This is a genomic window from Microbacterium sp. CCNWLW134 (assembly GCF_037083565.1).
GTDB lineage: Bacteria > Actinomycetota > Actinomycetes > Actinomycetales > Microbacteriaceae > Microbacterium.
Window position 1 is genome coordinate 993566 of sequence record NZ_JBAOJU010000001.1, and the last position, 21036, is coordinate 1014601.

The 21036-nt window shown below is 66.2% G+C and carries 18 protein-coding genes and 1 pseudogene; 9 read left to right on the top strand and 10 right to left on the bottom strand.

The features are described 5' to 3' along the window. Positions 1 to 37 precede the first annotated feature (37 nt). From V6S02_RS04670 to V6S02_RS04680, 3 genes are all read left to right on the top strand, one after another. Positions 38 to 730, top strand: coding sequence for a DUF3105 domain-containing protein (locus V6S02_RS04670; protein WP_248242379.1), 693 nt, complete (start codon positions 38 to 40; stop codon positions 728 to 730). Next, on the top strand, positions 727 to 1410 hold the full coding sequence (locus V6S02_RS04675) for a DUF305 domain-containing protein (protein WP_336400039.1): 684 nt from the start codon (positions 727 to 729) through the stop codon (positions 1408 to 1410). Before V6S02_RS04670 ends, V6S02_RS04675 begins: the two co-directional genes overlap by 4 nt. 150 nt (positions 1411 to 1560) lie before the next feature. After that, positions 1561 to 3561, top strand: coding sequence for a cytochrome c oxidase assembly protein (locus V6S02_RS04680; protein WP_442927894.1), 2001 nt, complete (start codon positions 1561 to 1563; stop codon positions 3559 to 3561). Positions 3562 to 3724: 163 nt separating this feature from the next. Here the strand turns inward: V6S02_RS04680 and V6S02_RS04685 are convergent, their stop codons facing one another. Next, complete coding sequence (locus tag V6S02_RS04685; protein ID WP_442927895.1) at positions 3725 to 5047, bottom strand: Nramp family divalent metal transporter; 1323 nt, start codon at positions 5045 to 5047, stop codon at positions 3725 to 3727. Positions 5048 to 5255: 208 nt separating this feature from the next. Between V6S02_RS04685 and V6S02_RS04690 the strand changes: the two genes are divergently transcribed. Both V6S02_RS04690 and V6S02_RS04695 read left to right on the top strand, forming a co-directional pair. Next, positions 5256 to 5645 carry an ArsR/SmtB family transcription factor gene (locus V6S02_RS04690; RefSeq protein WP_336400041.1) on the top strand — a complete coding sequence of 130 codons (390 nt, stop codon included), beginning with the start codon at positions 5256 to 5258 and terminating at the stop codon, positions 5643 to 5645. Next, the gene (locus tag V6S02_RS04695; protein ID WP_336400042.1) at positions 5645 to 6580 is read left to right on the top strand and encodes a cation diffusion facilitator family transporter; all 936 of its coding nucleotides are present in this window, start codon (positions 5645 to 5647) and stop codon (positions 6578 to 6580) included. The genes V6S02_RS04690 and V6S02_RS04695 overlap by 1 nt, the downstream gene beginning before the upstream one ends. 297 nt (positions 6581 to 6877) lie before the next feature. Here the strand turns inward: V6S02_RS04695 and V6S02_RS04700 are convergent. Then, positions 6878 to 7733 (bottom strand): annotated as a pseudogene (locus tag V6S02_RS04700) (IS5 family transposase). Between the two features lie 228 nt (positions 7734 to 7961). Then, complete coding sequence (locus V6S02_RS04705) at positions 7962 to 8552, bottom strand: vitamin K epoxide reductase family protein (RefSeq protein WP_336400043.1); 591 nt, start codon at positions 8550 to 8552, stop codon at positions 7962 to 7964. A 289-nt stretch (positions 8553 to 8841) separates the two neighbouring features. On the opposite strand from V6S02_RS04705, the gene cmtR reads away from it, so the two are divergent. The 4 genes from cmtR to V6S02_RS04725 are packed head-to-tail and all read left to right on the top strand — an operon-like array spanning position 8842 to position 12679. Next, positions 8842 to 9219, top strand: a complete 378-nt coding sequence (gene cmtR / locus V6S02_RS04710) for a Cd(II)/Pb(II)-sensing metalloregulatory transcriptional regulator CmtR (RefSeq protein ID WP_336400044.1) — start codon at positions 8842 to 8844, stop codon at positions 9217 to 9219. After that, complete coding sequence (locus V6S02_RS04715) at positions 9216 to 11327, top strand: heavy metal translocating P-type ATPase (protein WP_336400045.1); 2112 nt, start codon at positions 9216 to 9218, stop codon at positions 11325 to 11327. The genes cmtR and V6S02_RS04715 overlap by 4 nt, the downstream gene beginning before the upstream one ends. Then, complete coding sequence (locus tag V6S02_RS04720) at positions 11320 to 12186, top strand: TlpA disulfide reductase family protein (RefSeq protein ID WP_336400046.1); 867 nt, start codon at positions 11320 to 11322, stop codon at positions 12184 to 12186. Before V6S02_RS04715 ends, V6S02_RS04720 begins: the two co-directional genes overlap by 8 nt. After that, positions 12071 to 12679: a DsbA family protein gene (locus V6S02_RS04725; RefSeq protein ID WP_336400780.1), complete on the top strand. Its 609-nt coding sequence runs from the start codon at positions 12071 to 12073 to the stop codon at positions 12677 to 12679. Before V6S02_RS04720 ends, V6S02_RS04725 begins: the two co-directional genes overlap by 116 nt. A gap of 521 nt (positions 12680 to 13200) precedes the next feature. Here V6S02_RS04725 and V6S02_RS04730 read toward each other — a convergent pair. The 7 genes from V6S02_RS04730 to V6S02_RS04760 form a co-directional block, all read right to left on the bottom strand. After that, entirely contained in the window at positions 13201 to 13515 is a 315-nt protein-coding gene (locus V6S02_RS04730; RefSeq protein ID WP_336400047.1) for a metal-sensitive transcriptional regulator, read from the bottom strand. Positions 13516 to 13531: 16 nt separating this feature from the next. Beyond that, on the bottom strand, positions 13532 to 15715 hold the full coding sequence (locus tag V6S02_RS04735; RefSeq protein ID WP_336400048.1) for a heavy metal translocating P-type ATPase: 2184 nt from the start codon (positions 15713 to 15715) through the stop codon (positions 13532 to 13534). Positions 15716 to 15719: 4 nt separating this feature from the next. After that, the gene (locus V6S02_RS04740) at positions 15720 to 16940 is read right to left on the bottom strand and encodes an NAD(P)/FAD-dependent oxidoreductase (RefSeq protein ID WP_336400049.1); all 1221 of its coding nucleotides are present in this window, start codon (positions 16938 to 16940) and stop codon (positions 15720 to 15722) included. A 71-nt stretch (positions 16941 to 17011) separates the two neighbouring features. Next, complete coding sequence (locus V6S02_RS04745) at positions 17012 to 17230, bottom strand: YHS domain-containing protein (protein ID WP_336400050.1); 219 nt, start codon at positions 17228 to 17230, stop codon at positions 17012 to 17014. Between the two features lie 267 nt (positions 17231 to 17497). Beyond that, positions 17498 to 17740, bottom strand: a complete 243-nt coding sequence (locus tag V6S02_RS04750; protein ID WP_336400051.1) for a YHS domain-containing protein — start codon at positions 17738 to 17740, stop codon at positions 17498 to 17500. A gap of 52 nt (positions 17741 to 17792) precedes the next feature. Then, entirely contained in the window at positions 17793 to 20066 is a 2274-nt protein-coding gene (locus V6S02_RS04755) for a heavy metal translocating P-type ATPase (protein WP_336400052.1), read from the bottom strand. 35 nt (positions 20067 to 20101) lie between these two features. Then, the gene (locus tag V6S02_RS04760) at positions 20102 to 21022 is read right to left on the bottom strand and encodes a hypothetical protein (protein ID WP_336400053.1); all 921 of its coding nucleotides are present in this window, start codon (positions 21020 to 21022) and stop codon (positions 20102 to 20104) included. Between the last annotated feature and the right edge of the window lie 14 nt (positions 21023 to 21036).

Consider the following 21036-nt stretch of genomic DNA (forward strand, 5'->3'; position numbering starts at 1 on the left):
TCTTCCGCAACTCCTCACATGAACTGGAAGCACACCTATGCCTTCGAACCGCTCGAACTCGACCAACAGGTCTCAACATGGGCCGGTGACCGTCAAACAACAGCGTGAGCAAAAGCGCCAACAAAAGTTGGCCAAGTATCAGAAGCAGCTCGCCAAACGCCGTCGCAGCAAACTGGTCTGGTGGGTTGTCGGGTCAACGGCGGCTGTGGTGATCATCGGCCTCGTCGTTGCGTCCGTCGTGCTCGCACCGTTACCGCCAAGACAGTACGAAGCCGGCAGCGAAGGGGCAACCATTGAAGGAGTCCAGACCTTCGAGAACACGGCTGAGCACGTCGCCGGTGCTGTCCAGTACGAGCAAAGCCCTCCAGCGGGCGGCCCGCACAACGCCGTCTGGTTGAACTGCGGCATTTATGACCAACCGGTCCCGAATGAGAACGCGGTCCACTCCATGGAGCACAGCGCTGTGTGGGTGACCTACAACCCCGACGAGGTCGCCGGTGAACAACTCGGAACCCTCAAGAGCCTTCTGCCCGCAACCTACGTCGTTCTCTCGCCTTATGAGGGACTGGATGCGCCGATCGTGATGTCCAACTGGAACCAGCAGCTGAAGGTTGATTCGGCGAACGACGAGCGTATCGGCGCCTTTTTCGAAGAGTACTGGCGCAGCCAGAACGCGCCTGAGCCGAACGCCGCCTGCACTGGCGCATACGACGCACCGGGAAAGCAATGAACCGCAGTGGAACCAGCGACGCGTCCCCATCCCGAGGGCGGCCGCGGTGGTGGATCGTCCTCCTTATCCTGCTCGCGGTCGGCGCGCTGACCTTCGCTGTCGGACGCTTCTCAACCTTCGGGTCGCAGGGCGCGATCCCGCCGGGTACCGACTCTCCCGAGGCGAGCTTTTCACGCGACATGCAGGTGCATCACGCGCAGGCCATCCAGATGGCTATGGAGATATACCGCAAGACATCCGACGAGGAGCTGAGGATCTTCGCGTATGACATCGCCACCGGGCAGGCGGGCCAGCGTGGCGAGATGTACGACTGGCTCGTGCAGTGGGGGCTGTCGCAGTCCGGTGGCGCGATGATGCAGTGGATGGATGCCGCTCCGGCTGGGAGCGACCATGCGATGTCTGACGGTGCGGCAATGACGGAGGAAGAGACGCGCCTCGCGATGGGCATGGCCTCAGCCGAAGAGATTTCCGCTTTGGAGGGTGCGATCGGGCAGCAAGCCGATTGTCTCTTCCTCGGGCTGCTCATTCGCCACCACGAGGGAGCCATCCCTATGGCGGAGGCGCTCATCGAACTCGGCACAGATCCACGTGCCCTGACCGTCGCAGAGAACATCAAGAACGGACAGACCGCCGAGATTAACGCGATGAAATCCATGCAGGCGCGAATGGGCTGCGAATAGCACCCGACTGCACCTCCGCGGCGGGTGCGGCAAACCTGCTCCGCCTGGCTGCGAATGATCCCGACCCGAGAGAACCACCGTGACCCCAACGCCCAGAAAACGTCTCGCGGGCGAGCGCGCGGCGAGCAACCCGATTCACACCGTGCACGAATGATGTCGCGCAGCAGAGAGATCAATTACCGCACGTTGCGGGTACTCGGGCCGACGATCCTCGTTGGGGTGGCACTCGCTGTGCTGGTCGGCGCACTGGCATTCGGTGGCGGCGCTGCACAGCTCCCCCTCGGTGATGCCGGCCCGGTCGTACGCTGGGGGCTTCCGGCCGCGAAGCTGATCGTGAACCTCGCCGCGGCGGGAATGGTCGGTGTGCTCGTGACGGCGTTGTTCACGTTGCGGACGGGTGAGCGCGAGTTCGATATTGCCCTCGATACCGCCTCGATCTCCGCCGCCGTGTTCACCGTGGCGGCCGGTACGACCGGGTTCCTCACGTTTCTCAGCGTCTTCAACCCCGCGATCGACGTCGGACCGCAGTTCGGTGCCCAGCTCGGACGGTTTCTCGTCGAACTCGAGGTGGGCCGGACGTGGCTGATCACAACGGTCGCGGGCGCAGCACTCACCGTTCTGACATTCGCGGTGCGGTCCTGGGTTGGAACGCTTCTGGTCGCCCTGCTGGCGGTCTCCTCGCTCGTGCCGATGGGCACGCAAGGGCACTCCGGTGATGACGCCCTTCACCACGAGGCGATGATGGCGCTCATCCTGCACATCATCGGCGCCGCGGTGTGGCTCGGCGGTCTCCTCTTGCTCGTCGTCATCCGTCCGGTCCTCCAGCGGCAGCGCATCGCCGATGTCGTCGCCCGCTACTCAAGCATCGCCTTCGCCGCGTTCGTGCTCGTCGCCGTGTCCGGCACGGTGCGCGCGGCTATCGGCCTGCAGCAGTGGTCGGACCTGCTCTCCCCTTACGGCGCAATCTTGGCCGTGAAGGCCACAACGCTGGTCGGTCTCGGGCTCTTCGGCGCGTGGTATCGCATGCGGCTGATCGGCAAGATGCGCGGCTCTGAAAGGGCATCCCGCCCCTTCTGGATCTTGATCGTGTTCGAGTTAGCGTTGATGGGCGTCGCCAGCGGTGCCGCTGCAGCGCTAGCCCGCACCCCTCCCCCGAACCCGGCCCCGCTTCCTGCGACCCCGACGCCAGCGGAACGCCTCACCGGCGCACCGCTGCCCGCCGAGCTCACGATCGAACGGTGGGTCACCGCATGGAACATCGATCTGCTGTGGGCGGTGATCGCCGGGTTTGCGATCTTCTTCTACCTTGCCGGGGTATGGCGGCTGCGCCGCCGCGGCGACGCATGGCCGTTACACCGCACGATCATGTGGGTCACTGGCATGGTGCTGCTGGTGTGGGTCACCGGCGGAGTAATCAACGTCTACCAGGACTACCTCTTCAGCGTGCACATGCTCGGGCACATGCTGCTGTCGATGGCAATCCCCGCTCTCCTCGTCGCGGGGTCTCCGGTGACCCTCGCCGCGCGCGCGATCCGAAAGCGCGAGGACGGCACCCGCGGCGGCCGCGAGTGGATCCTCTGGGCCGTGCACACTCCCGTCGCCCGCGTGCTGACGAACCCCTTCGTCGCCGCGGGACTGTTCATCGGGTCACTCTGGGTGTTCTACTACACCGACCTCTTCCGCTGGACGCTGTACGACCACCTCGGCCACGAGTGGATGGTCGCCCACTTCCTCATCACCGGCTACCTCTTCGCCCTCACCCTCATCGGCATCGACCCGGTGCCGTGGCGCTTGCCGTATCCCGGACGCCTGCTGCTCCTCATCGGCGTCATGGCGATGCACGCGTTCTTCGGCGTCGCCATGATGATGCAGACGGGGCTCATGGTCGCGGAGTGGTTCGGGTCGATGGGCCGCACCTGGGGGCCGACACCGCTCGAGGATCAGTACATCGGCGGCGGCCTGGCGTGGTCGATCGGCGAGATCCCGACGCTCATCCTCGCGATCACCGTGGCGACCCAATGGAGCCGCAGCGACGCCCGCGACCAGAAGCGCAGCGACCGCCACGCCGATCGCACCGACGACGCCGAGCTCGAGGCTTACAACGCCCATCTCGTGGCGCTCGCCGAGCGCGACACACGGCGCCGGAAATGACACTACACCGATCATGATCATGGCCGACGACGGATCCGACTTTTGGACTGGCAATGACCCAGGCAGCGCGCACATTACGGCGTAGCCGCATCAATCGCAGCGTGAAACCTCGGCGCGTACAGTCACCGTCGTCAGCGTGAGACAGGTCAAACGATCGTCGGCTTCACGCCCCGGTGAGCACGAGCCATAGCAGGACACCGTTGAGGGTGATGAGGAAGACGGATGCGGCGATTCCCGCTATCGTGGTCGCTGCATGGTTGCGAAAAGGGCCAAGCACCTCAGTCTTCGCTGTGACTGCGATCAACGGCACAAGCGCAAACGGGATGCCGAAGGACAGCACCACCTGGCTCAGTACGAGCGCGAGAGTAGGATCGACGCCCAGCGCGAGCAGAACAAGTGCGGGCACGAGCGTTACCAGCCGGCGCGTGAGCAACGGCACCCGGATGTGCAACAAGCCCCGCATGATCTCCGCGCCCGCATACGCGCCGACGGACGTGCTTGCCAGCCCGCTGGCGAGTAGTCCGATTGCGAAGAGGGTCGCGACAACGGGGCCGATTCCGTCATGGAGAGCCGCGTACGCACCCTCGAGGGTGTCTGTGCCGGGCACTCCGGCGAGATTGGCCGCGGCCAGTAGCAGGATGCACAGGTTGACGGTGCCGGCGATCAGCATCGCGATCGTGACGTCCCAGCGGGTCGCGCGCAGCAGGCGAGACGTCGAGATCCCGCGAACATCATCGAGCGCGGCGCCTCGGGGTACGGCGCTTGTCGGATCCACGTCTGTCGACACAGGTGGCGCGAATCGATCGCGCGCGAGGGCGCTGTGCGCATAGATCGCGTGCGGCATGATCGTCGCGCCGAGGATCGACGCAGCCAGGAGTACGGAGTCGGTGCCGTCAAAACGCGGAAGGAATCCGGCCACGATGCGCGCCGGGTCAGGCGGTCCGACGAGAACCCCATAGGTGAAGCCGATTGCGATGACGATCACGAGGCTGATCACGACGAACTCGAACGGCTTTGCGCCGCCGCGCGATTGCACGAGGAGGAGAGCGAGCGAGACGGCTCCGGTGATAAGTCCACCCCAAAAGAGCGGAACGCCGAACAGTAGGTAAAGCGCAACCGCCCCACCGATGACCTCGGCGATGTCGGTCGCCATCGCGACGAGCTCAGCCTGCAACCAGTACGCACGGCGCACCCATGGATTCCGGATGCGGCGCCCGATAGTTTCGGGGAGGCTCCGCCCGGTGACGACGCCAAGCTTCGCCGAAAGGTACTGGATGAGCCATGCCATGACGTTGGCGAGCACGACGACCCACACCAGCAGATAGCCGTACCGTGCGCCCGCCGTCATGTTGCTCGCCACGTTGCCCGGGTCGAGGTACGCCACGCCAGCGACAATCGCGGGCCCGACCAGCCACGCCACACGTGTGGTCGTTACGCGGCGCGCTGCTCGGAAACGCGAAGATTCGGGCGAGAACGATTGCGGCACCTCGCAAGGCTAATTTTTCGGTACACCGAAAACAAGGACCAGCCCTCCTCCAAGTCGAACAGGCGCAGACTGTCCGCCGTAGCAGCTCGCCGAGGGCGATGCGGGTCAGCATGGGTCGGGCCTCGGCGCCGTGCCGTGACAGACATCGAGCTTGGCCGAGCCTCATCGCGTCGGTGTATTGGACCGCAAAGAGCGATATCATCGCTTTATGACGATCAAAAGCCGGCTGTTACCCACACTTGATATCGACGCTACCGAAGTGTATGCGCATCTGTTCGACGCGCTCGGAGACCCGACTCGATTGGCCGTCTTGCAGCACCTCGCCTCCGGCGAGCATCGAGTACGGGATCTGGTTGAGCACATCGGTCTCGCACAGTCCACGGTGAGTAGGCACCTGAGCTTCTTGCTCGAGTGTCGCCTCGTCGCTGTCCGCCCGGAGGGCCGCTCGTCGTGGTACGCACTGACCGAGCCAGCTTCGACCGCCGCCCTCATCAACGCGGCTCAATCGCTCCTTCGCGCCACCGGGACTCACGCTCAGCTGCACACGCACCTGAGTCACCCCCATACTGCTGGCGACGAGAGAACGGAGATTCGCTGATGGGCGCAGGGCACAGTCACGGTTCCGGCGCGGCTGGCCACGCGGGCGATCACCGTAGGAGGCTCTGGATCGCTTTCAGCCTCACCGCAACCATCGTGGCGGCACAAGCGATCGGATCGGTCGTCACCGGGAGCCTCGCCCTGCTCACCGACACCGCGCACGCGATTGCGGACGCTTCTGGTCTTCTCGTTGCCCTGATTGCTGCGACTCTCATGTTGCGCCCGGCCAACGCGAAACGCACCTGGGGTTTTCGACGCATCGAAGTAATCGCGGCGATGGGGCAGGCGACCTTGCTCCTGGTCGTCGGTGCCTACACCGCGATCGAGGGCGTACGCCGCTTATTTGAACCGCCTGAGGTTCCTGGAATCGAGCTGCTGGTATTTGGCATCATCGGTCTCACAGCCAACATCGTCGCGATCGTCCTCCTGTCCTCAACCCGCAGAGCGAACTTCAACATGCGCGCCGCGTTCCTTGAAGTCCTCAACGATGCACTTGGATCGCTTGGAGTTATCGCGGCAGCGATCGTGATCGCGACCACAGGCTTCATGCAGGCTGACGCGATCGCCGGCTTGCTGATCGCCGCACTCATCGTGCCGCGCGCATTTAGGCTCCTGCGTGACACCACCAGCGTCCTGATGGAGTTCACGCCTCCGGGCCTGGATCTCGACCAAGTTCGTGCGCACATTCTCAATCTCGACCATGTCAAAGACGTCCATGATCTTCACGCTTCGGTCGTCGCTACTGGGTTGCCCACAATCAGCGCTCACGTGGTGGTTGAAGACGGGTGCTTCTCGGACGGTCACGCTGCCAGCGTGCTGGAAGAGGTGAAGGAATGCGTCGCTCATCACTTCGAGATCTCTGTTCTCCATTCCACCTTCCAAATTGAAACGGCTCACATACAGGAGGAGGAGTCGACCTCCGTCACCCACGCTTAGCTTCGCCAGCGGCCAACAAGAGTGGCGTGATCAATTCAGGAGGGCGGCGGTGCAGAGGTGCGCTCCCGATGAGGTCCATCCAGCTGATGGGCGGTGAGCCGTGCTCTTTGCAACGCATCTGTTCGCGGACGACGTTGACTCTGCCACTCTGTTCGCCGCGCTTCAATCCGAGCGTTTCTTGGACAGGTCTTCCGGCATCGACCGCAGTGGTTGAGTACGACGAGAACGTCGCGAGCCAAGAAGAGGGGAGGTGGCGACGTGGCGCCGCTTGTGTTCATCAGCACAGCGCTGTCGCTGCTAGGCCGTGTTGATCAAGTCTGTTTTGGTCCAGATCAGTGTGGCGGCGAGGCTGACTGCGGCCCGGTAGCTGCGGAGCAGCTTGTCGGAGCGCATCGCGATGCCGCGCCATTGCTTGAGCTTGTTGAAGCAGCGTTCGACGACGTTGCGGCCCTTGTAGCGTTCCTGCTGCTGGTCGCCGAAGTCGATCGGCCGGCCCGGCTTCTTCCGGCGGTACGCGATCTGGTCGTCGCGCTCCGGGATCGTCGCCGCGATCCCGCGGTCGCGTAACCATGCCCGGTTCGCCTTGGACGGGTAGCCCTTGTCGGCGAGCACCCGGTCGGGGCGGGTGCGGGGTCGGCCCTTCCCTGCGCGCGGCACGCGGATGTCCTTGAGCACGGCGGTCATCATCGTGGTGTCGTTGATGTTTCCACCGGTGATCATCATTCCCAACGGCCGGCCGCGGCCGTCACAGACCAGATGCAATTTGGTCGTCAGCCCGCCGCGGGAGCGGCCGATCCCGTGATCAGGCGGCTCGAACCACGGATTCTTGTGATTCGGCAGAGCCCCCTGTGTCCCGGGCGAGGGTCGCGCCGTGCTAATGCACACGAGCGATCGTCGAGTCGATCGAGACCACCCAATCGATCTTCCCGGCCGCGTCGGCCTGCTTCTGCACCTCGGCGAGCAGCCTCTCCCACGTGCCGTCCTCGGCCCACCGGTTGAACCGCTTGTAGATCGAGTTCCACTTCCCGAACCGCTCCGGCACATCCCGCCACGGCGCACCGGTCCGGTACTTCCACGCCATCCCCTCGGTCGCGAGCCGGTGATCCGTCCACGGCCTCGAGCGGCCCGTCACCGTCGGCATCAACGGCTCCATCACCGACCACACCTCGTCAGAGATCTCCTGTCGCGCCACCGTTCAAGACTCACCCCACGAGGAGCGAAACCTCTTGATCAACACGGCCTAGTGGCGCTTACTGATCTCGAACGGCACGCGACACGTTCACTCTCTCTAAACAATCCTCGTCATTGTAGTTTTCTCGTGCCTGTGATCGTCGGAAGCAGGCGCCGTCCGTGCGGTCTCCAATGCTTCGACGCGATCGATTCAGAATAGGGAAGCGAGAACGTTCAGCCGGAGTTGTGCGAGCACGATGATAACCAGATAGCACACCAAGGTAGCGAGCGTCAGCCACGGCCACACCGCCCGCCCGGCCGGCGCAAGTCGTTGCCCGAACACACCGCGCCGGGCGTTTCTGCCAGTGGTGAAAAGGCACAGCGGAATCGTGATGGCCCACACGACGAGACACCACGGGCAGAGGACGCCGAGGACGTAGATGCTCTGGCTGATGAGCCACACGACGAACCCGAGTGCGGTAGCTACGCCAATGTTGAAGGTGATCCAGAACCAGCGCGCCAACTGTGGTGCCGCCCATAACGCGACGCCGGCGCAAAGGACGAGGGCGTAGCCGATGAGCCCGAGGTAGGGGTTAGGGAATCCGAGTACGGCGCCTTGAGGGCTGTCGAGGTTTGTCGAACACTGCACGAGGACGGACAGGTCGCAGCTGACAGCGGCGTCCGGGTTCTGAAGCTTCTCGAGCTTCTCGATCGATAGGGCGAGGGCTGCGCTTAGGCCAATCACGCCGACGGCAGTGAGAAAGCCGGCAAAGTAGGGCTCGCGAACAGTCGATGCGGTCATAGAGCGTTTCCTGCCTCGGGGTGGTCGCGGGCGTCATTATGGCGGTGAACTGCGGGAACAGCAATCGGGGGACTGAACGATCATTGACAGCGGGAAGGATCAGCGCGGTGCGCACTCTGGTCAGTGCCGCCACCCCCACCGGGCATTCAGTGGACGATTCACGCCGCGGGTCGGCAATCCGAACGATTTCGGGCGGCGAGGTGGGGTTCGGCATGGCACCATAGCGCCTGGGCCGTCGGTGAACGGGACGCTGCTGGCAATAATACAGTAAGCGATGTATAGTCACTGTGTGCTGACTATTGCTTCGCGTGTTGACGTGATGAATCGTCTCGGTCGTGCGATGGCGGATCCGACCCGATCTCGAATCCTGCTGGAGCTGTTGTCCGGGCCAGGGTACCCCGCCCGGCTGTCCGAGAAGCTGGGTCTGACGCGCACTAACGTCTCCAATCACCTTGCGTGTCTGCGCGGCTGCGGCATTGTCGTCGCCACCCCGGAAGGCCGGCTGACCCGGTACGAGATCGCCGACCCGCATCTCACCCGCGCGATCACCATCCTGGTCGACACGGTTCTCGCCTTCGATGACGGCGAAGAGTGCGCGAACGAGAACTGCGACGTGCCGCTGTGCTGCACCCCCGCGGACGAGACGAACCTGGAGTTCGGCCGATGAGCGAGGAATGCTGCGGCCCTGACGACCCCCGCAAGCCCGCCACCACGATGGTGCGGCGGCTGCAGCTGAGCAAGCCGCTCACGACCGGCGACGCCTGCTGCGGCCCCGACGACACCGCCGCGCCCGCGAAGGGCCGCCACCACGACGACGGCGAGCAGACACACCACGACGAGCACGGCGACGATGATGAGCACGACCACGGCGACGGTGCCGAAGTGCGGCCGCCGTGGTGGAGCGACACCGCCCTGCTGCCTTCGGCGATCGCGGGCGTAACGTTGCTGGTTGGCTACGTCTTCGAGTGGGTCGGGCTACCGATCCCTGCGCTGGTGTTTCAGTGGATCGCGCTGTTGGCCGGTGCGTACACGTTCGTGCCTGGCGCGATCCGTCGGCTGCTGCGCCGGCGCCTCGGTGTCGGCCTGTTAATGACGATCGCCGCGATCGGCGCCGTCGCACTCGGTCACGTTGGGGAGGCTGCGACGCTGGCGTTCCTGTTTTCCCTCGCCGAAGCGCTCGAGGACCGGGCGATGGACCGCGCCAAGGAGGGCTTGCGCGCCCTGCTGTCCCTGATCCCCGACACCGTGCGCGTGTCCCAGCTGAACGGGGATGTCACGATTCCCGCGGCGGAGGTGCAGGAGCTCGACATCCTCGTCGTCGGCGCCGGCGAACGCGTCGCCACCGACGGCGTGATCGTCGAGGGCCGCTCCAGCCTGGACACCTCCGCGATCACCGGTGAATCCATCCCGGTCGAGGTCGGTCCCGGCAACGCAGTGGCCGCGGGGTCGGTGAACGGGTCGGCGACGCTGCGGATCGAGGCGACCGCGGACGGACGGGACAACTCCCTGACCCAGATCGTCAAGCTCGTCGAGCAGGCCCACGCCCTTAAGGGCGAACGCGCCCGCCTCGCCGACCGTATCGCCCGCCCCCTGGTCCCCATCGTCCTATTCGCGGCAGCCCTGGTCGCCGTGTTCGGGTTCATCGTCGGCGACTCTCAGTTGTGGATCGAACGCGCCCTCGTCGTGCTCGTCGCGGCATCCCCATGCGCACTGGCGATCGCCGTCCCGGTGACGGTGATCAGCGCGATCGGTGCCGCCTCCGAGTTCGGGGTGATCATCAAGTCGGGTGAGGCGTTCGAGCAGTTCGGCACCATTCGTACCGTCGCGCTGGACAAGACCGGCACCCTCACCCGCAACGAACCTCAGGTGGTCGAGGTCGCTACCGCCCCTGGCCGCACCGACAAGGACGTGCTCGCGTTGGCCGCGGCGTTGGAAGCGACCAGCACCCACCCCCTCGCCGCAGCAATCACCGCCGCGTCGCCCGGTGCCCCGGCTGCGCAGAATGTCGCCGAGGAGGCCGGTCACGGCATCACCGGTCGCGTGGGTGCGGTCACCGTTCGGGTCGGCAATACCCGGTGGCTTGACCCGCAGATCTTGCGGGAAGACGCGGACAGCATGGCGGGCGCCGGGATGACCGTCGTGGTCGTGGAGGCCGACGGGCAGATCGCCGGGCTGATCGGAGTGCGAGACGAGCTGCGCCCCGAAGCGGTCGAGACGATCGCGATGATGACCCGGTTGGGCATCCGCACCGTGATGCTCACCGGAGACAATGAGCGCACCGCCCGCGCCCTCGCCAATCAGGCCGGGATCACCGACGTGCGCGCCGAACAGCTCCCGAAGGACAAGGCCGACGCGATCGCCGCGTTGGTCGCGGAGGGACCCACCGCGATGGTCGGCGACGGCATCAACGACGCCCCCGCGCTCGCCACCGCGACAGTCGGCATTGCGATGGGTGTGAAGGGCTCTGCGGCGGCCATCGAATCCGCCGACATCGCGTTCACTGGCAACGACTTACGCCTGATTCCCGGCGCCCTCGCCCACGCCCGCCGCGGACGACGGATCATGACCATCAACATCGGCCTCGCCCTGGCGATCATTGTCGTGCTATTCCCTCTCGCCCTGTTCGGCATCCTGGGGCTCGCCGGGGTGGTGCTCGTGCACGAGATCGCGGAGGTCGTCGTCATCCTCAACGGTGTCAGCGCCGCCCGCCGTCCCGCTGCGATGCGAATGCCCGCCAGCGCGCCGACGCCCGAGCCCGCCCGAGTTCATGCGTAAGGGAGACCGACGCCGACACCTTCTGCGCGCCGGGATCACCGCGCTCCTCACGGCGACACTGATCACAGTCACCACCGGGTGCGCCGCCTCCGACGACGTCGCCGCCCAGGCCGGCAACAGTCAGGGGTACACCTCCGGGGACTTCCGGGTCGAGGAGATCCCCGCCGCCGAGCGTGGTGAACCGGTTGCGTTCGCCGGTGTCACTGAACGGGACGAACCGGTCAGCAGCGACGATTACACCGGACGGGTGTACGTGGTGAACTTCTGGTACGCGGCGTGCGGGCCGTGCCGGGTGGAAGCTCCGATGTTGGAAGAGGTCTGGCAGAAACACCAGACTGGTGGGGTGGGGTTTCTTGGGATCAACACGTACGACCAGCCGGCGACGGCGCTGTCGTTCGCGGAGCACTACGGCATCACCTACCCCAGCGTCATCGACGTCAACGACGGGGCCGTGAAGCTCGCGTTCGCTGCCGTCACCCCGATCCAAGCACCCCGACGACCCTCGTCATCGACAAGCAGGGGAGGGTGGCCGCCCGCATCATCGGGCAGCTGCAAGCCGCGTCGATCCTGTCGACGCTCGTTAAAGACGCCGTCGACGAACCCTGACCCCCCGCCCACCGACCAGCCGCCCGAAGGACACCTACATGAGCACCCGTACGACACCCCGACCCGCCGCCCCGTCCAAGAAGAAGGGCATGACCACCCCCGTCAAGGCCACCATCATCGCCATCGCGGTCGTGATCGTGCTGGTCATCGCCGCGATCGTCTACACGATCGCCACCCGCCCGCAGGCCCCCGACCCGACCGGCGCCGAGGGGGCATTGCCGGGCACCCGGACCAACACGCACGTGTTCGATGAGGTGGGACCGGATGCACCGACGCTGGTGGAGTTCCTCGACTTCGAGTGCGAGGCGTGCGGGGCGGTCTACCCGGTGATCGAGCAGCTGCGCGAGGACTACGCCGGGCAGATCAATTACGCCTTCCGCTACTACCCGATCCCCAGCCACTTGAACTCGATGAACGCCGCCCTCGCCGTCGAGGCCGCCGCGCAGCAGGACCGCGCCGAAGACATGTACAACAAGATGTTTCAGACGCAGGCCTCGTGGGGTGAGCAGCAGGTGTCCAAAGCGGACCTGTTCCGCAGCTTCGCCGAGGAGCTCGGCCTGGATATGGCCGCCTACGACCAGACCGTCGCCGACCCGGCCACGAAGACCCGGATCGAGGAAGACTTCGCCGAGGGACAAGCGATGGGCGTACAAGGAACCCCGACGTTCTTCCTGGACGGCGAACGGCTCGAGCTGAACTCCCTCGCCGACCTCACCAATGCTCTCGACCGTGCCATCGAGGAGTGACACCCCGGCACACCACGGCACAGTTCGGAGAAGCAGCTACGCTCGCTTCAGGGACGCGGTGTCGCGACGATCGGTTGAACCCAGGCAATGCACCGGCGATTCGCTACGCCGAGACGCCTGCTGATGTCGGCGTGATCGCAAAAAGGGGCTCGCTCAACGACAGATGTGACTACGCCATGGTGGAGAGTGTCATCGGGCTCTGCACGACTGAGTGCGTGAACATCGACGATCTCTCCGGACCGCCGACTAGCTCAAACTCGCGCCGTTGTCCTGGGTGCATTGGTGCAACCCGAAACGGCTGCACTCATCGATCGGACACGCTACATCTAGCGCGAAGGACGAGCCCTACCGGGAAAGCAATTGCCGCACTAGCCGGCGCGGGAGAACTTGTTCTCCGTTGAACCCAGGGCGATTTTGAGTTTGATCAGCCGGGGACTCGCGGGTCATCGAGCCCAGATGGTCGGCGAGCCGGTGCGGAACGTGCTCCGGGAGAGCAAGTTGGATAGTCCATTTGCCCCGTGTTAGGACCGGACGAGGCGGGCGATGGCGTCGCTGGCTTCTTTGATTTTCTGGTCGGCCTGGTTCCCGTCCATCCGGGCTGCGTCTACCACACAGTGCTTGAGGTGATCGTCGAGCAGCCCGATGGCGACAGCCTGCAGAGCGCTGTTCAGGGCGCTGATCTGGGTGAGGATGTCGATGCAGTATTGCTCTTCACCGACCATCCTGGAGATTCCGCGCGCTTGACCTTCGATGCGCTTGAGCCGGTTGAGGTACTTCTGTTTGTCGGTGATGTACCCGTGTGGGGTGGGCGTCGTTTCGACTGTGGGTGTGGACAAGGCTGCTTCCTTCGATTCAGCGCTGCAGCACAGCGCGGGTGCTGGCTTCGGGTGCGAGGTCGATCCTGCGCAGCAGCTGCGCGTTCAGGGCGACGACGACGGTGGACAGTGACATCAGGATCGCACCGACCGACATGGGAAGGACGAATCCGACCGGAGCCAGCACGCCGGCGGCGAGCGGCACGGAGATCAGGTTGTAACCCGCGGCCCACCACAGGTTCTGTTTCATCTTTCGGTACGCGGCGCGAGAGAGTTGGATCACCGACAGCACCGATCGCGGATCGGAACTGGCCAAGATGACCCCGGCGGACGCGATCGCGACATCCGTGCCCGCCCCGATCGCGATGCCGACGTCGGCCTGGGCGAGGGCAGGGGCGTCGTTGACGCCGTCACCGACCATGGCAACCTTGCGGCCTTCCTTCTGCAACTCGGCGACCTTGGTGGACTTGTCCTCGGGGCGCACGTGAGCAAATACCCGGTCGATGCCCAGTTCGGTCCCGACGGCGGTGGCGACCGCTTCGGCATCGCCGGTGATCATGACCACCTGGACGCCCAGCTCGTGCAGCGCCTCAATCGCTTCGCGCGACTCCGGGCGAATCTCATCGGCGAGCTTGAGTCCCCCGATGACCTTCCCGTCGCGTGTGACGTGCAGGATGATCGCGCCTTCGCCGCGCCACGCGTCTGCCCGGTCGACCTCGGTGGCTCCGACCTCCTCCAGCAGGCGAGGACCGCCGACGCGGATCTCAGCGCCGTCGACGGTGGCGGTGACGCCCACAGCGGGCGAAGAGGTGAACCCGGTCGCCTTGGGGAGGGCGAGGCCTCTCTCCTGGGCGGCGCGGACGATCGCCTTGGCCAGAGGGTGTTCACTGTCCGCCTCAGCAGCTGCGGCGATGGCGAGGACGATGTCCGCGTCCAGGTCGCCGACCGGCTCCACGGCCGACACGGTGGGCTCACCCTTGGTGAGTGTGCCGGTTTTGTCGAACAGCACGGTGTCAACGGTGCGCATGCTCTCCAGCGCGAGGCGGTCCTTCACCAGTACCCCGCCGCGGGCAGCGCGCTCGGTGGCGATGGAGACGACCAGCGGGATCGCCAGGCCCAGCGCGTGAGGGCAGGCGATCACCAGGACGGTGATGGTGCGGATGACGGCGGCGTCGGGGTTTCCGACGAGAGTCCAGACCACCGCGGTGATGGCGGCCGCGATGAGCGCGAACCAGAACAGCAGCGCTGCGGCGCGGTCGGCGATCCGCTGAGCGCGGGAGGAGGAGTTCTGCGCTTCGGTGACCAGCCGCTGGATACCGGCGAGGGTCGTCTCCTCGCCGGTGGCGGAGACCTCCACGCGCAGACCGGAGTCTGTGGCGACCGTGCCGGCAGTCACCGGGTCACCGGTGCCGCGCGCGACAGGGCGTGACTCGCCGGTGACCATCGACTCGTCCATGTCGGCGCGGCCGTCGACGATTCTCCCGTCGGCGGGGACGCTGCCCCCGGGGCGGACCACCACGACATCTCCCACCTGCAGCTCTGCGGGCGTGACCTTCACGATCTGATCGCCTTCGACACGCTCGGCTTCATCGGGGAGCAGCGCGGCCAAGGTGTCCAGCGCGGAGCTGGTCTGCGCGAGGGAGCGCATCTCGATCCAGTGACCGAGCAGCATGATGACGATCAGCAGCGCCAGCTCCCACCAGAACTCCAGCTCGTGGTGCAGCAGCCCGAGGGTGGCACCCCAGGACGCGAAGAACGCAACCGTGATCGCCAAACCGATCAGTAGCATCATGCCGGGCTTGCGGGAGCGCAGTTCACTGACCGCGCCGGTCAGGAACGGCCACCCACCCCACACGTACATGACGGTGCCGCCGACCGGGGCGATCCATAGTGCCCACCCGGGCACCTCGTAGCCGAGGATCATCCCGAACATCGGTGAGAACGCCACGACCGGGACGGCGATGATCAGGTTGATCCAGAACAGCCGCCGGAACTGACCGACATGGTCGCCGTGTCCGGCGTGTCCTCCGTGCCCTCCGCTGCCGTGCCCGGAGTGATCCATCTGGGCGCCGCGCCCCGCGTGCTCGCCATGGCTGGGCTGCACCTCGTGGCCGGTGTGGGTGTCGTGCTGGGTGGGCGGCTCGGGGGTGTGTTCACCGGTGGCGGTGGCGGCGGCTTTCGCGGCGGAGTGGTTGTTGTGATGTGCGTGCGGGTCGGTCATGAGTTCACTTCCCTGTGGCTAGGCGATTGTGCAAGTGTGCCGCGCCGGTCCCGGTGGAGGCGAGGGCCTCCCGGTCGAGGGCGACGGGAGTGTGCAGCCTGGGCATCCACCCGAACACGGCGGGGGCAGCGTCCAAGCCCAGGACACCGACCGGGGCCATGTTGTGCTCGTGGATGACCACCAGCGGATCAGAGCTGTCGATGCGGGTGGCGGTGCGGTTGCCGGTCAGTCCTGCTCCGGCGATCATTGCGCCGTGGACGGTTGCGGTGAACGGGGCGCGGGGCTGGTAGCTGCCGAGCTGCTCTCCCTTGCCAAAGTCGGCGAGGAGGGTGCGCGCGGCGTGCTCGCCCTGTGCGACCGCGTCCGCCCAGTGGTCGATCCGCCACACCCCAAGGGCGGGGTCGTCGTGCACGGCGACCCCGCCAGCGGCGTAGACGTTCGGCGCCGCGGTGCGCTGGCTGGCGTCGACGAGCACTGCCCCGTCCCAGGGTGACGGGGCAGTGGGACTGGTGCCGTGGGCGACGATGAGAAGGTCGGCGGTTAGCTCGGTGCCGTCATCGAGGGTCAGTTCGAGGCGGTCGCCGCTTTCCCGGATGGTCGCGAGGGTGCGTCCGAATGCGGTGTCCAGGTGCTGGCGATGTGCATCGTTCAAGCGTTGCGCGAGTTCGTCGCCGAACACGCTCACTCCAGGGGTGCTGTCGCGGGCGAGGAGGGTGACGTGGTGGCCACGTTCCTGCAGCAGCGTCGCTGTCTCGGCCGCGACGAGCCCGGCGCCGGAGATGACGACCCGTGCGGGTCGTCCCAGGCTCGCGAGAAGGTCTCGGACGGCGACCGCGTCGTCCAACGAGTGCAGGGTGCGGACGCGGTCGAGGGTCGTCCCCGCGGCACCCGGGATGGTGTCGTGAAGGTGGCGTGGTGCGCTGCCGGTGGCGATGACGAGCGCGTCGTAGTGCTCGACGCGACCGGATGCGAATCGGACGGTCTTCGCCTCCGGGTCCACCTCCAGGGCGGTGTCGCCGGCAGTGATCTTGACACCCGGGATGCTGGCCTGTTCCAGGGTGAGGACGCCGATCGCGACGCCCTTGTTGACGAGAGTGCGGTTGTACGGGGTTTCCCCAGTCCGGCCGATCAGAGTGACGGTCACCGCGTCCGAGCCCCCGAGGATGCGGGCGGCGGCTGTGCCGGCGGCGCCAGCACCCAGGATGAGGATTTTCTGGGGTGACATGTCGTTCCTTTGAAAGATGATGGGGGTGCCCCGGGACGGTTGCGTCGTACGGGGCACCCGGGCGGGCGTGGTCAGGCGGCCTTGACGTACTTTTCGGGGTCGGCGTCGAACAGCGGACCGCACGCGGGGCAGCAGAACCAATACCGCTCGCCCTCGTAGTCCCGGTACAGACCCTGTGCTTCCGCGACGCTCTTGCTGACGGTGCTGCCGGGCATCACTGGACAGACGACGACGTCTTCAGCGTCGGCGGGGGCCTCGTGCTGGTGGTCGTGGCCGTGATCGTGGCTCATAGCGGGTGTTCTTTCTGTTGTTCGTCGAGAGCGGGTGACGCCGTCGGTCCGGCGCGGTGTGCGTCGCAGACGTCACTTAGCTTTACCCCGTATGGGTATTAGAACAGGTGGGACCATTGATGTTCCTTCCGTAGGAAAATCCCCACTCGCGGTAGTGAACCAGGTCTTCGTGCCTCACAGGGGCGATGTTTTGGTGCCCTGGGGGTAGTCGGCGTCCGATGTCCCGAGGTCCCTTGACACAGATGTCGGGGACCCCGGGACGGGGAATCACGCCATGGCGGCGGCGTACTTGGCCGGGTCCGCGTCGAACGCGGGACCGCAGCCGGCGCAGCAGAAGTAGTACCGTTCGCCGTCGTAGTCGCGGAACAGGCCGGCAGCCTCGGCGGTGGCCTTGTTGACGGGGCTGCCGCTCATAACCGGACAGGTGGTCATGTCGGCGCCCGTGGTGCCGTCGAGAAGGTTCTCGCGTCCGCCGGGGGTGGAGGCGCTGGTGCTGCAACAGCTGGACATGGGTGGGATTCCTTTCGATGTGGGTGGTGGGTGCGCTGGCGAGGTGGCCCGGTCAGCGCGCGATGCTTGTGAATCCGCGCAGTCGCAGGCTGTTGCCGACGACGAACACGCTGGAGAGGGCCATGGCGGCGCCGGCGAGCATCGGGTTGAGGAGGCCGAGAGCGGCGATCGGAATCGCCGCGGTGTTGTAGGCGAAGGCCCAGAACAGGTTGGTCTTGATCGTGCCGAGGGTCTTGCGGGACAAGCGGATCGCGTCGGCTGCGCTGCGCAGGTCGCCGCGGACCAGGGTGATGTCGGATGCTTCGATGGCGACATCTGTGCCGGTGCCCATCGCCAGTCCCAGGTCGGCTTGTGCGAGGGCGGGGGCATCGTTGACGCCATCACCGACCATTGCGACGACCTTGCCCTCATCCTGCAGGCGGGTGACGACATCGACCTTGTCCTTCGGCATGACCTCGGCGATGACCTGGTCGATGCCGACCTCGGCGGCGATCTGGCGGGCCACTGCCTCGTTGTCCCCGGTGAGCAGCACCGGGGTCAGACCCAGCGCCTTGAGTTGGGCGATAGCCTCCTTGCTGGTCGGCTTAACGGTGTCCGCGACGATCAGGATTCCCCGGGCGGTTCCGTCCCAGCCGACCGCCACGACGGTCTTGCCTTCGCTCTCGGCCTGCGCTTTCGCCAAGGCGACCTCTCCGCTCAGGTGCAGCGACCACTCGGCCAGCAGCGACTCGCGACCGACGACGAGCGCTCGCCCATCGACGATGCCCTGCACGCCCTTGCCTTCGAGGTTCGTGAACCCTCCCACGGAAGGCAGAGTGCCGGTCTGCTGAGTCGCGCCCTTCGCAATCGCTTGAGCGATCGGATGCTCCGAGGCATCCTCGAGTGCGCCGGCGAGATGCAGCAGCTCGTCCCGGTCGGTGCCGGGCTCGGCGATCACGTCGATCAGGGTCATCTTGCCGGTGGTGACGGTGCCGGTCTTGTCCAGCACGACGGTGTCGACCTTACGGGTGGATTCGAGGACCTCCGGACCCTTGATCAGGATGCCCATCTGGGCGCCGCGACCGGTGCCGACCAGCAGAGCGGTCGGGGTGGCAAGTCCCAGCGCGCAGGGGCACGCGATCACGAGGACGGCGACGGCGGCGGTGAACGCGGCGGAGATCGGGAAGCCCGCGCCCCACCAGGCACCGAAGGCGACGACGGCGACGAGGATCGCGATCGGCACGAACACACCGGAGATCTTGTCGGCCAGGCGCTGCACCTCGGCCTTGCCGGTCTGGGCGTCCTCGACGAGCTTGGCCATCTGGGCCAGCTGCGTGTCGGAGCCCACCCGGACGGCACGGATGACCAGGCGGCCGCCCGCGTTCACGGTGGCGCCGGTGACCGGGTCACCCTCGCCCACCTCGACCGGAACGGACTCCCCGGTCAGCATGGACGCATCCACCGCGGAGGTGCCGGAGACCACGACGCCGTCGGTGGCGATCTTCTCGCCCGGGCGAACCACGAACTGATCACCGACCTGCAGGTCGTCAATGGAAATCTTGGTCTCGACCCCGTCGCGCAGGACCGCGACTTCCTTCGCGCCCATTTCGAGCAACGCACGCAGCGCCGCTCCCGCCTGCCGCTTGGACCGCTTCTCGAAGTAGCGGCCAAGGAGGATGAACATCGTCACCCCCGCGGCGACCTCGAGGTAGATGTTCGCCGCCCCGTCGGAGGGAGCTAGGGTCAGCTCGAACGGGTGTGTCATGCCCGGGATTCCGGCGGTGCCGAAGAACAGCGCGTACAGCGACCACAGGAACGCCGCGGTGGTGCCCATCGAGATGAGGGTGTCCATCGTCGCGGTGCCGTGCTTCAGGTTCGCCCAGGCGGCCTTGTGGAACGGGAACGCGCCCCAGACGATCACCGGCGCCGCCAGCGCGAGAGAAGCCCACTGCCAGTAGGTGAACTGCAGCGCGGGGATCATCGCCATCGCGATGACCGGGACGCTGAGGATGATCGAAACGATCAGCCGAGTGCGCAGGCTGCGCAACTCCGGGTCGGCGTCGTCCGTGTCCCCGTCCTCCGCGGCGTCGTTCTTCGTCTTCTTCGGCGCCGGGAGCGCGGCGGTATAACCGGTCTTCTCGACTTCGGCGATCAGTAGCGCCGGGTCGTACCCGGCCGACATGGTGACCTTCGCCTTCTCGGTGGCGTAGTTCACTGTCGCGGCAACGCCGTCGAGCTTGTTCAGCTTCTTCTCGATCCGCATCGCGCAGGAGGCGCAGGTCATCCCGCCGATCTGGAGTTCGACCGCGGATTCCGCGGCCGCACCTGCAGGGGCTGTGGTGCTCATGGTGATCCTTCTTCTCTCAGATCGTCAGGGGGCGGTCAGTGACCGTCGCCCGAATCGCTGTGTGTGTCATCCGTGCCAGTGCCCTCGGTGCCGTGACCGACGTCGACGACGAACGGGGCAGTGCGGACCTGCCCGTCGACCTGGAAGTCGAGGTAGAGCAGGTAGCGGCCGGCGGTGGGCGCCTCGGCAGCGAACCGGATGTCGGGGCCGGCGGTGTCGCCGTCCTCCGGGTCGTCGCCTTCCGCGTGCACGTGCAGGTAGGCCAGGTCACCGTCGCGCAACGCGACCAGGTGCCCGAACGCGCCTAGATACGGCTGCAGGGTGGTAACCGGCTCCCCGGCGCGGGTGACGGACAGGGTCAGCTCGGAGCTCGCCCCCGCCGTCAGGTTCCCGTCGAGGGTGACGGTGTAGCCGTCGACAACGCTCGTGATGGACGTCGTGGTAGCCGGAGTCGGGGTGAACTCACCCGCGACATCGATCGTCCGCGTAAGGGTGACCTTATCGGGGCCGTCTGCCACATCCGGCACGAAGTCCGCGTACACCCGGTAGGTGCCGGCGTCCGCCCACTCCCACGGTATCGACCACGTTCCGGTGGCCTCATCGAGCGTGGGATGCACGTGCCGGAACCCGGTTCCGTCGGTGCGCACCGCGATCAGGTGGAGATCCCTCTCGTGCGAACTCTCGTACCCGGTCAGCGGTGTCCCGGCGGCGTCGAGGATCTGGAAGCTGAACTCGCCAGACTCACCGATGCCCGTCGGCGCGGTGATCGGGCTGAGCTCATACCCGTATGCGGACAGGGACACCCCGGGAATGGTGACGGTCTCCGCGGTATCGGCACTGCTCATGCCGCCGTGGTCGGCCATAGAGCTGTCGCTCGCGGCGGCCGTCCAGCTCGTCACGGCGCTGTCCGGTACGACAGCCGCCGCGATGCCGAACGCTCCACCGAATGCCACCACGACGCCGGCACCAT

Bases quoted from the DNA above. Each gene is read 5' to 3' on its own strand.
- V6S02_RS04690 (WP_336400041.1), top strand. From the start codon at position 5,256: ATGACGATCAAAAGCCGGCTGTTACCCACACTTGATATCGACGCTACC.
- V6S02_RS04680 (WP_442927894.1), top strand. From the start codon at position 1,561: ATGATGTCGCGCAGCAGAGAGATCAATTACCGCACGTTGCGGGTACTC.
- V6S02_RS04750 (WP_336400051.1), bottom strand. From the start codon at position 17,740: ATGTCCAGCTGTTGCAGCACCAGCGCCTCCACCCCCGGCGGACGCGAG.
- V6S02_RS04715 (WP_336400045.1), top strand. From the start codon at position 9,216: ATGAGCGAGGAATGCTGCGGCCCTGACGACCCCCGCAAGCCCGCCACC.
- V6S02_RS04695 (WP_336400042.1), top strand. From the start codon at position 5,645: ATGGGCGCAGGGCACAGTCACGGTTCCGGCGCGGCTGGCCACGCGGGC.
- V6S02_RS04675 (WP_336400039.1), top strand. From the start codon at position 727: ATGAACCGCAGTGGAACCAGCGACGCGTCCCCATCCCGAGGGCGGCCG.
- V6S02_RS04705 (WP_336400043.1), bottom strand. From the start codon at position 8,552: ATGACCGCATCGACTGTTCGCGAGCCCTACTTTGCCGGCTTTCTCACT.
- V6S02_RS04670 (WP_248242379.1), top strand. From the start codon at position 38: ATGCCTTCGAACCGCTCGAACTCGACCAACAGGTCTCAACATGGGCCG.
- V6S02_RS04720 (WP_336400046.1), top strand. From the start codon at position 11,320: ATGCGTAAGGGAGACCGACGCCGACACCTTCTGCGCGCCGGGATCACC.
- V6S02_RS04740 (WP_336400049.1), bottom strand. From the start codon at position 16,940: ATGTCACCCCAGAAAATCCTCATCCTGGGTGCTGGCGCCGCCGGCACA.
- V6S02_RS04755 (WP_336400052.1), bottom strand. From the start codon at position 20,066: ATGAGCACCACAGCCCCTGCAGGTGCGGCCGCGGAATCCGCGGTCGAA.
- V6S02_RS04745 (WP_336400050.1), bottom strand. From the start codon at position 17,230: ATGAGCCACGATCACGGCCACGACCACCAGCACGAGGCCCCCGCCGAC.
- V6S02_RS04735 (WP_336400048.1), bottom strand. From the start codon at position 15,715: ATGACCGACCCGCACGCACATCACAACAACCACTCCGCCGCGAAAGCC.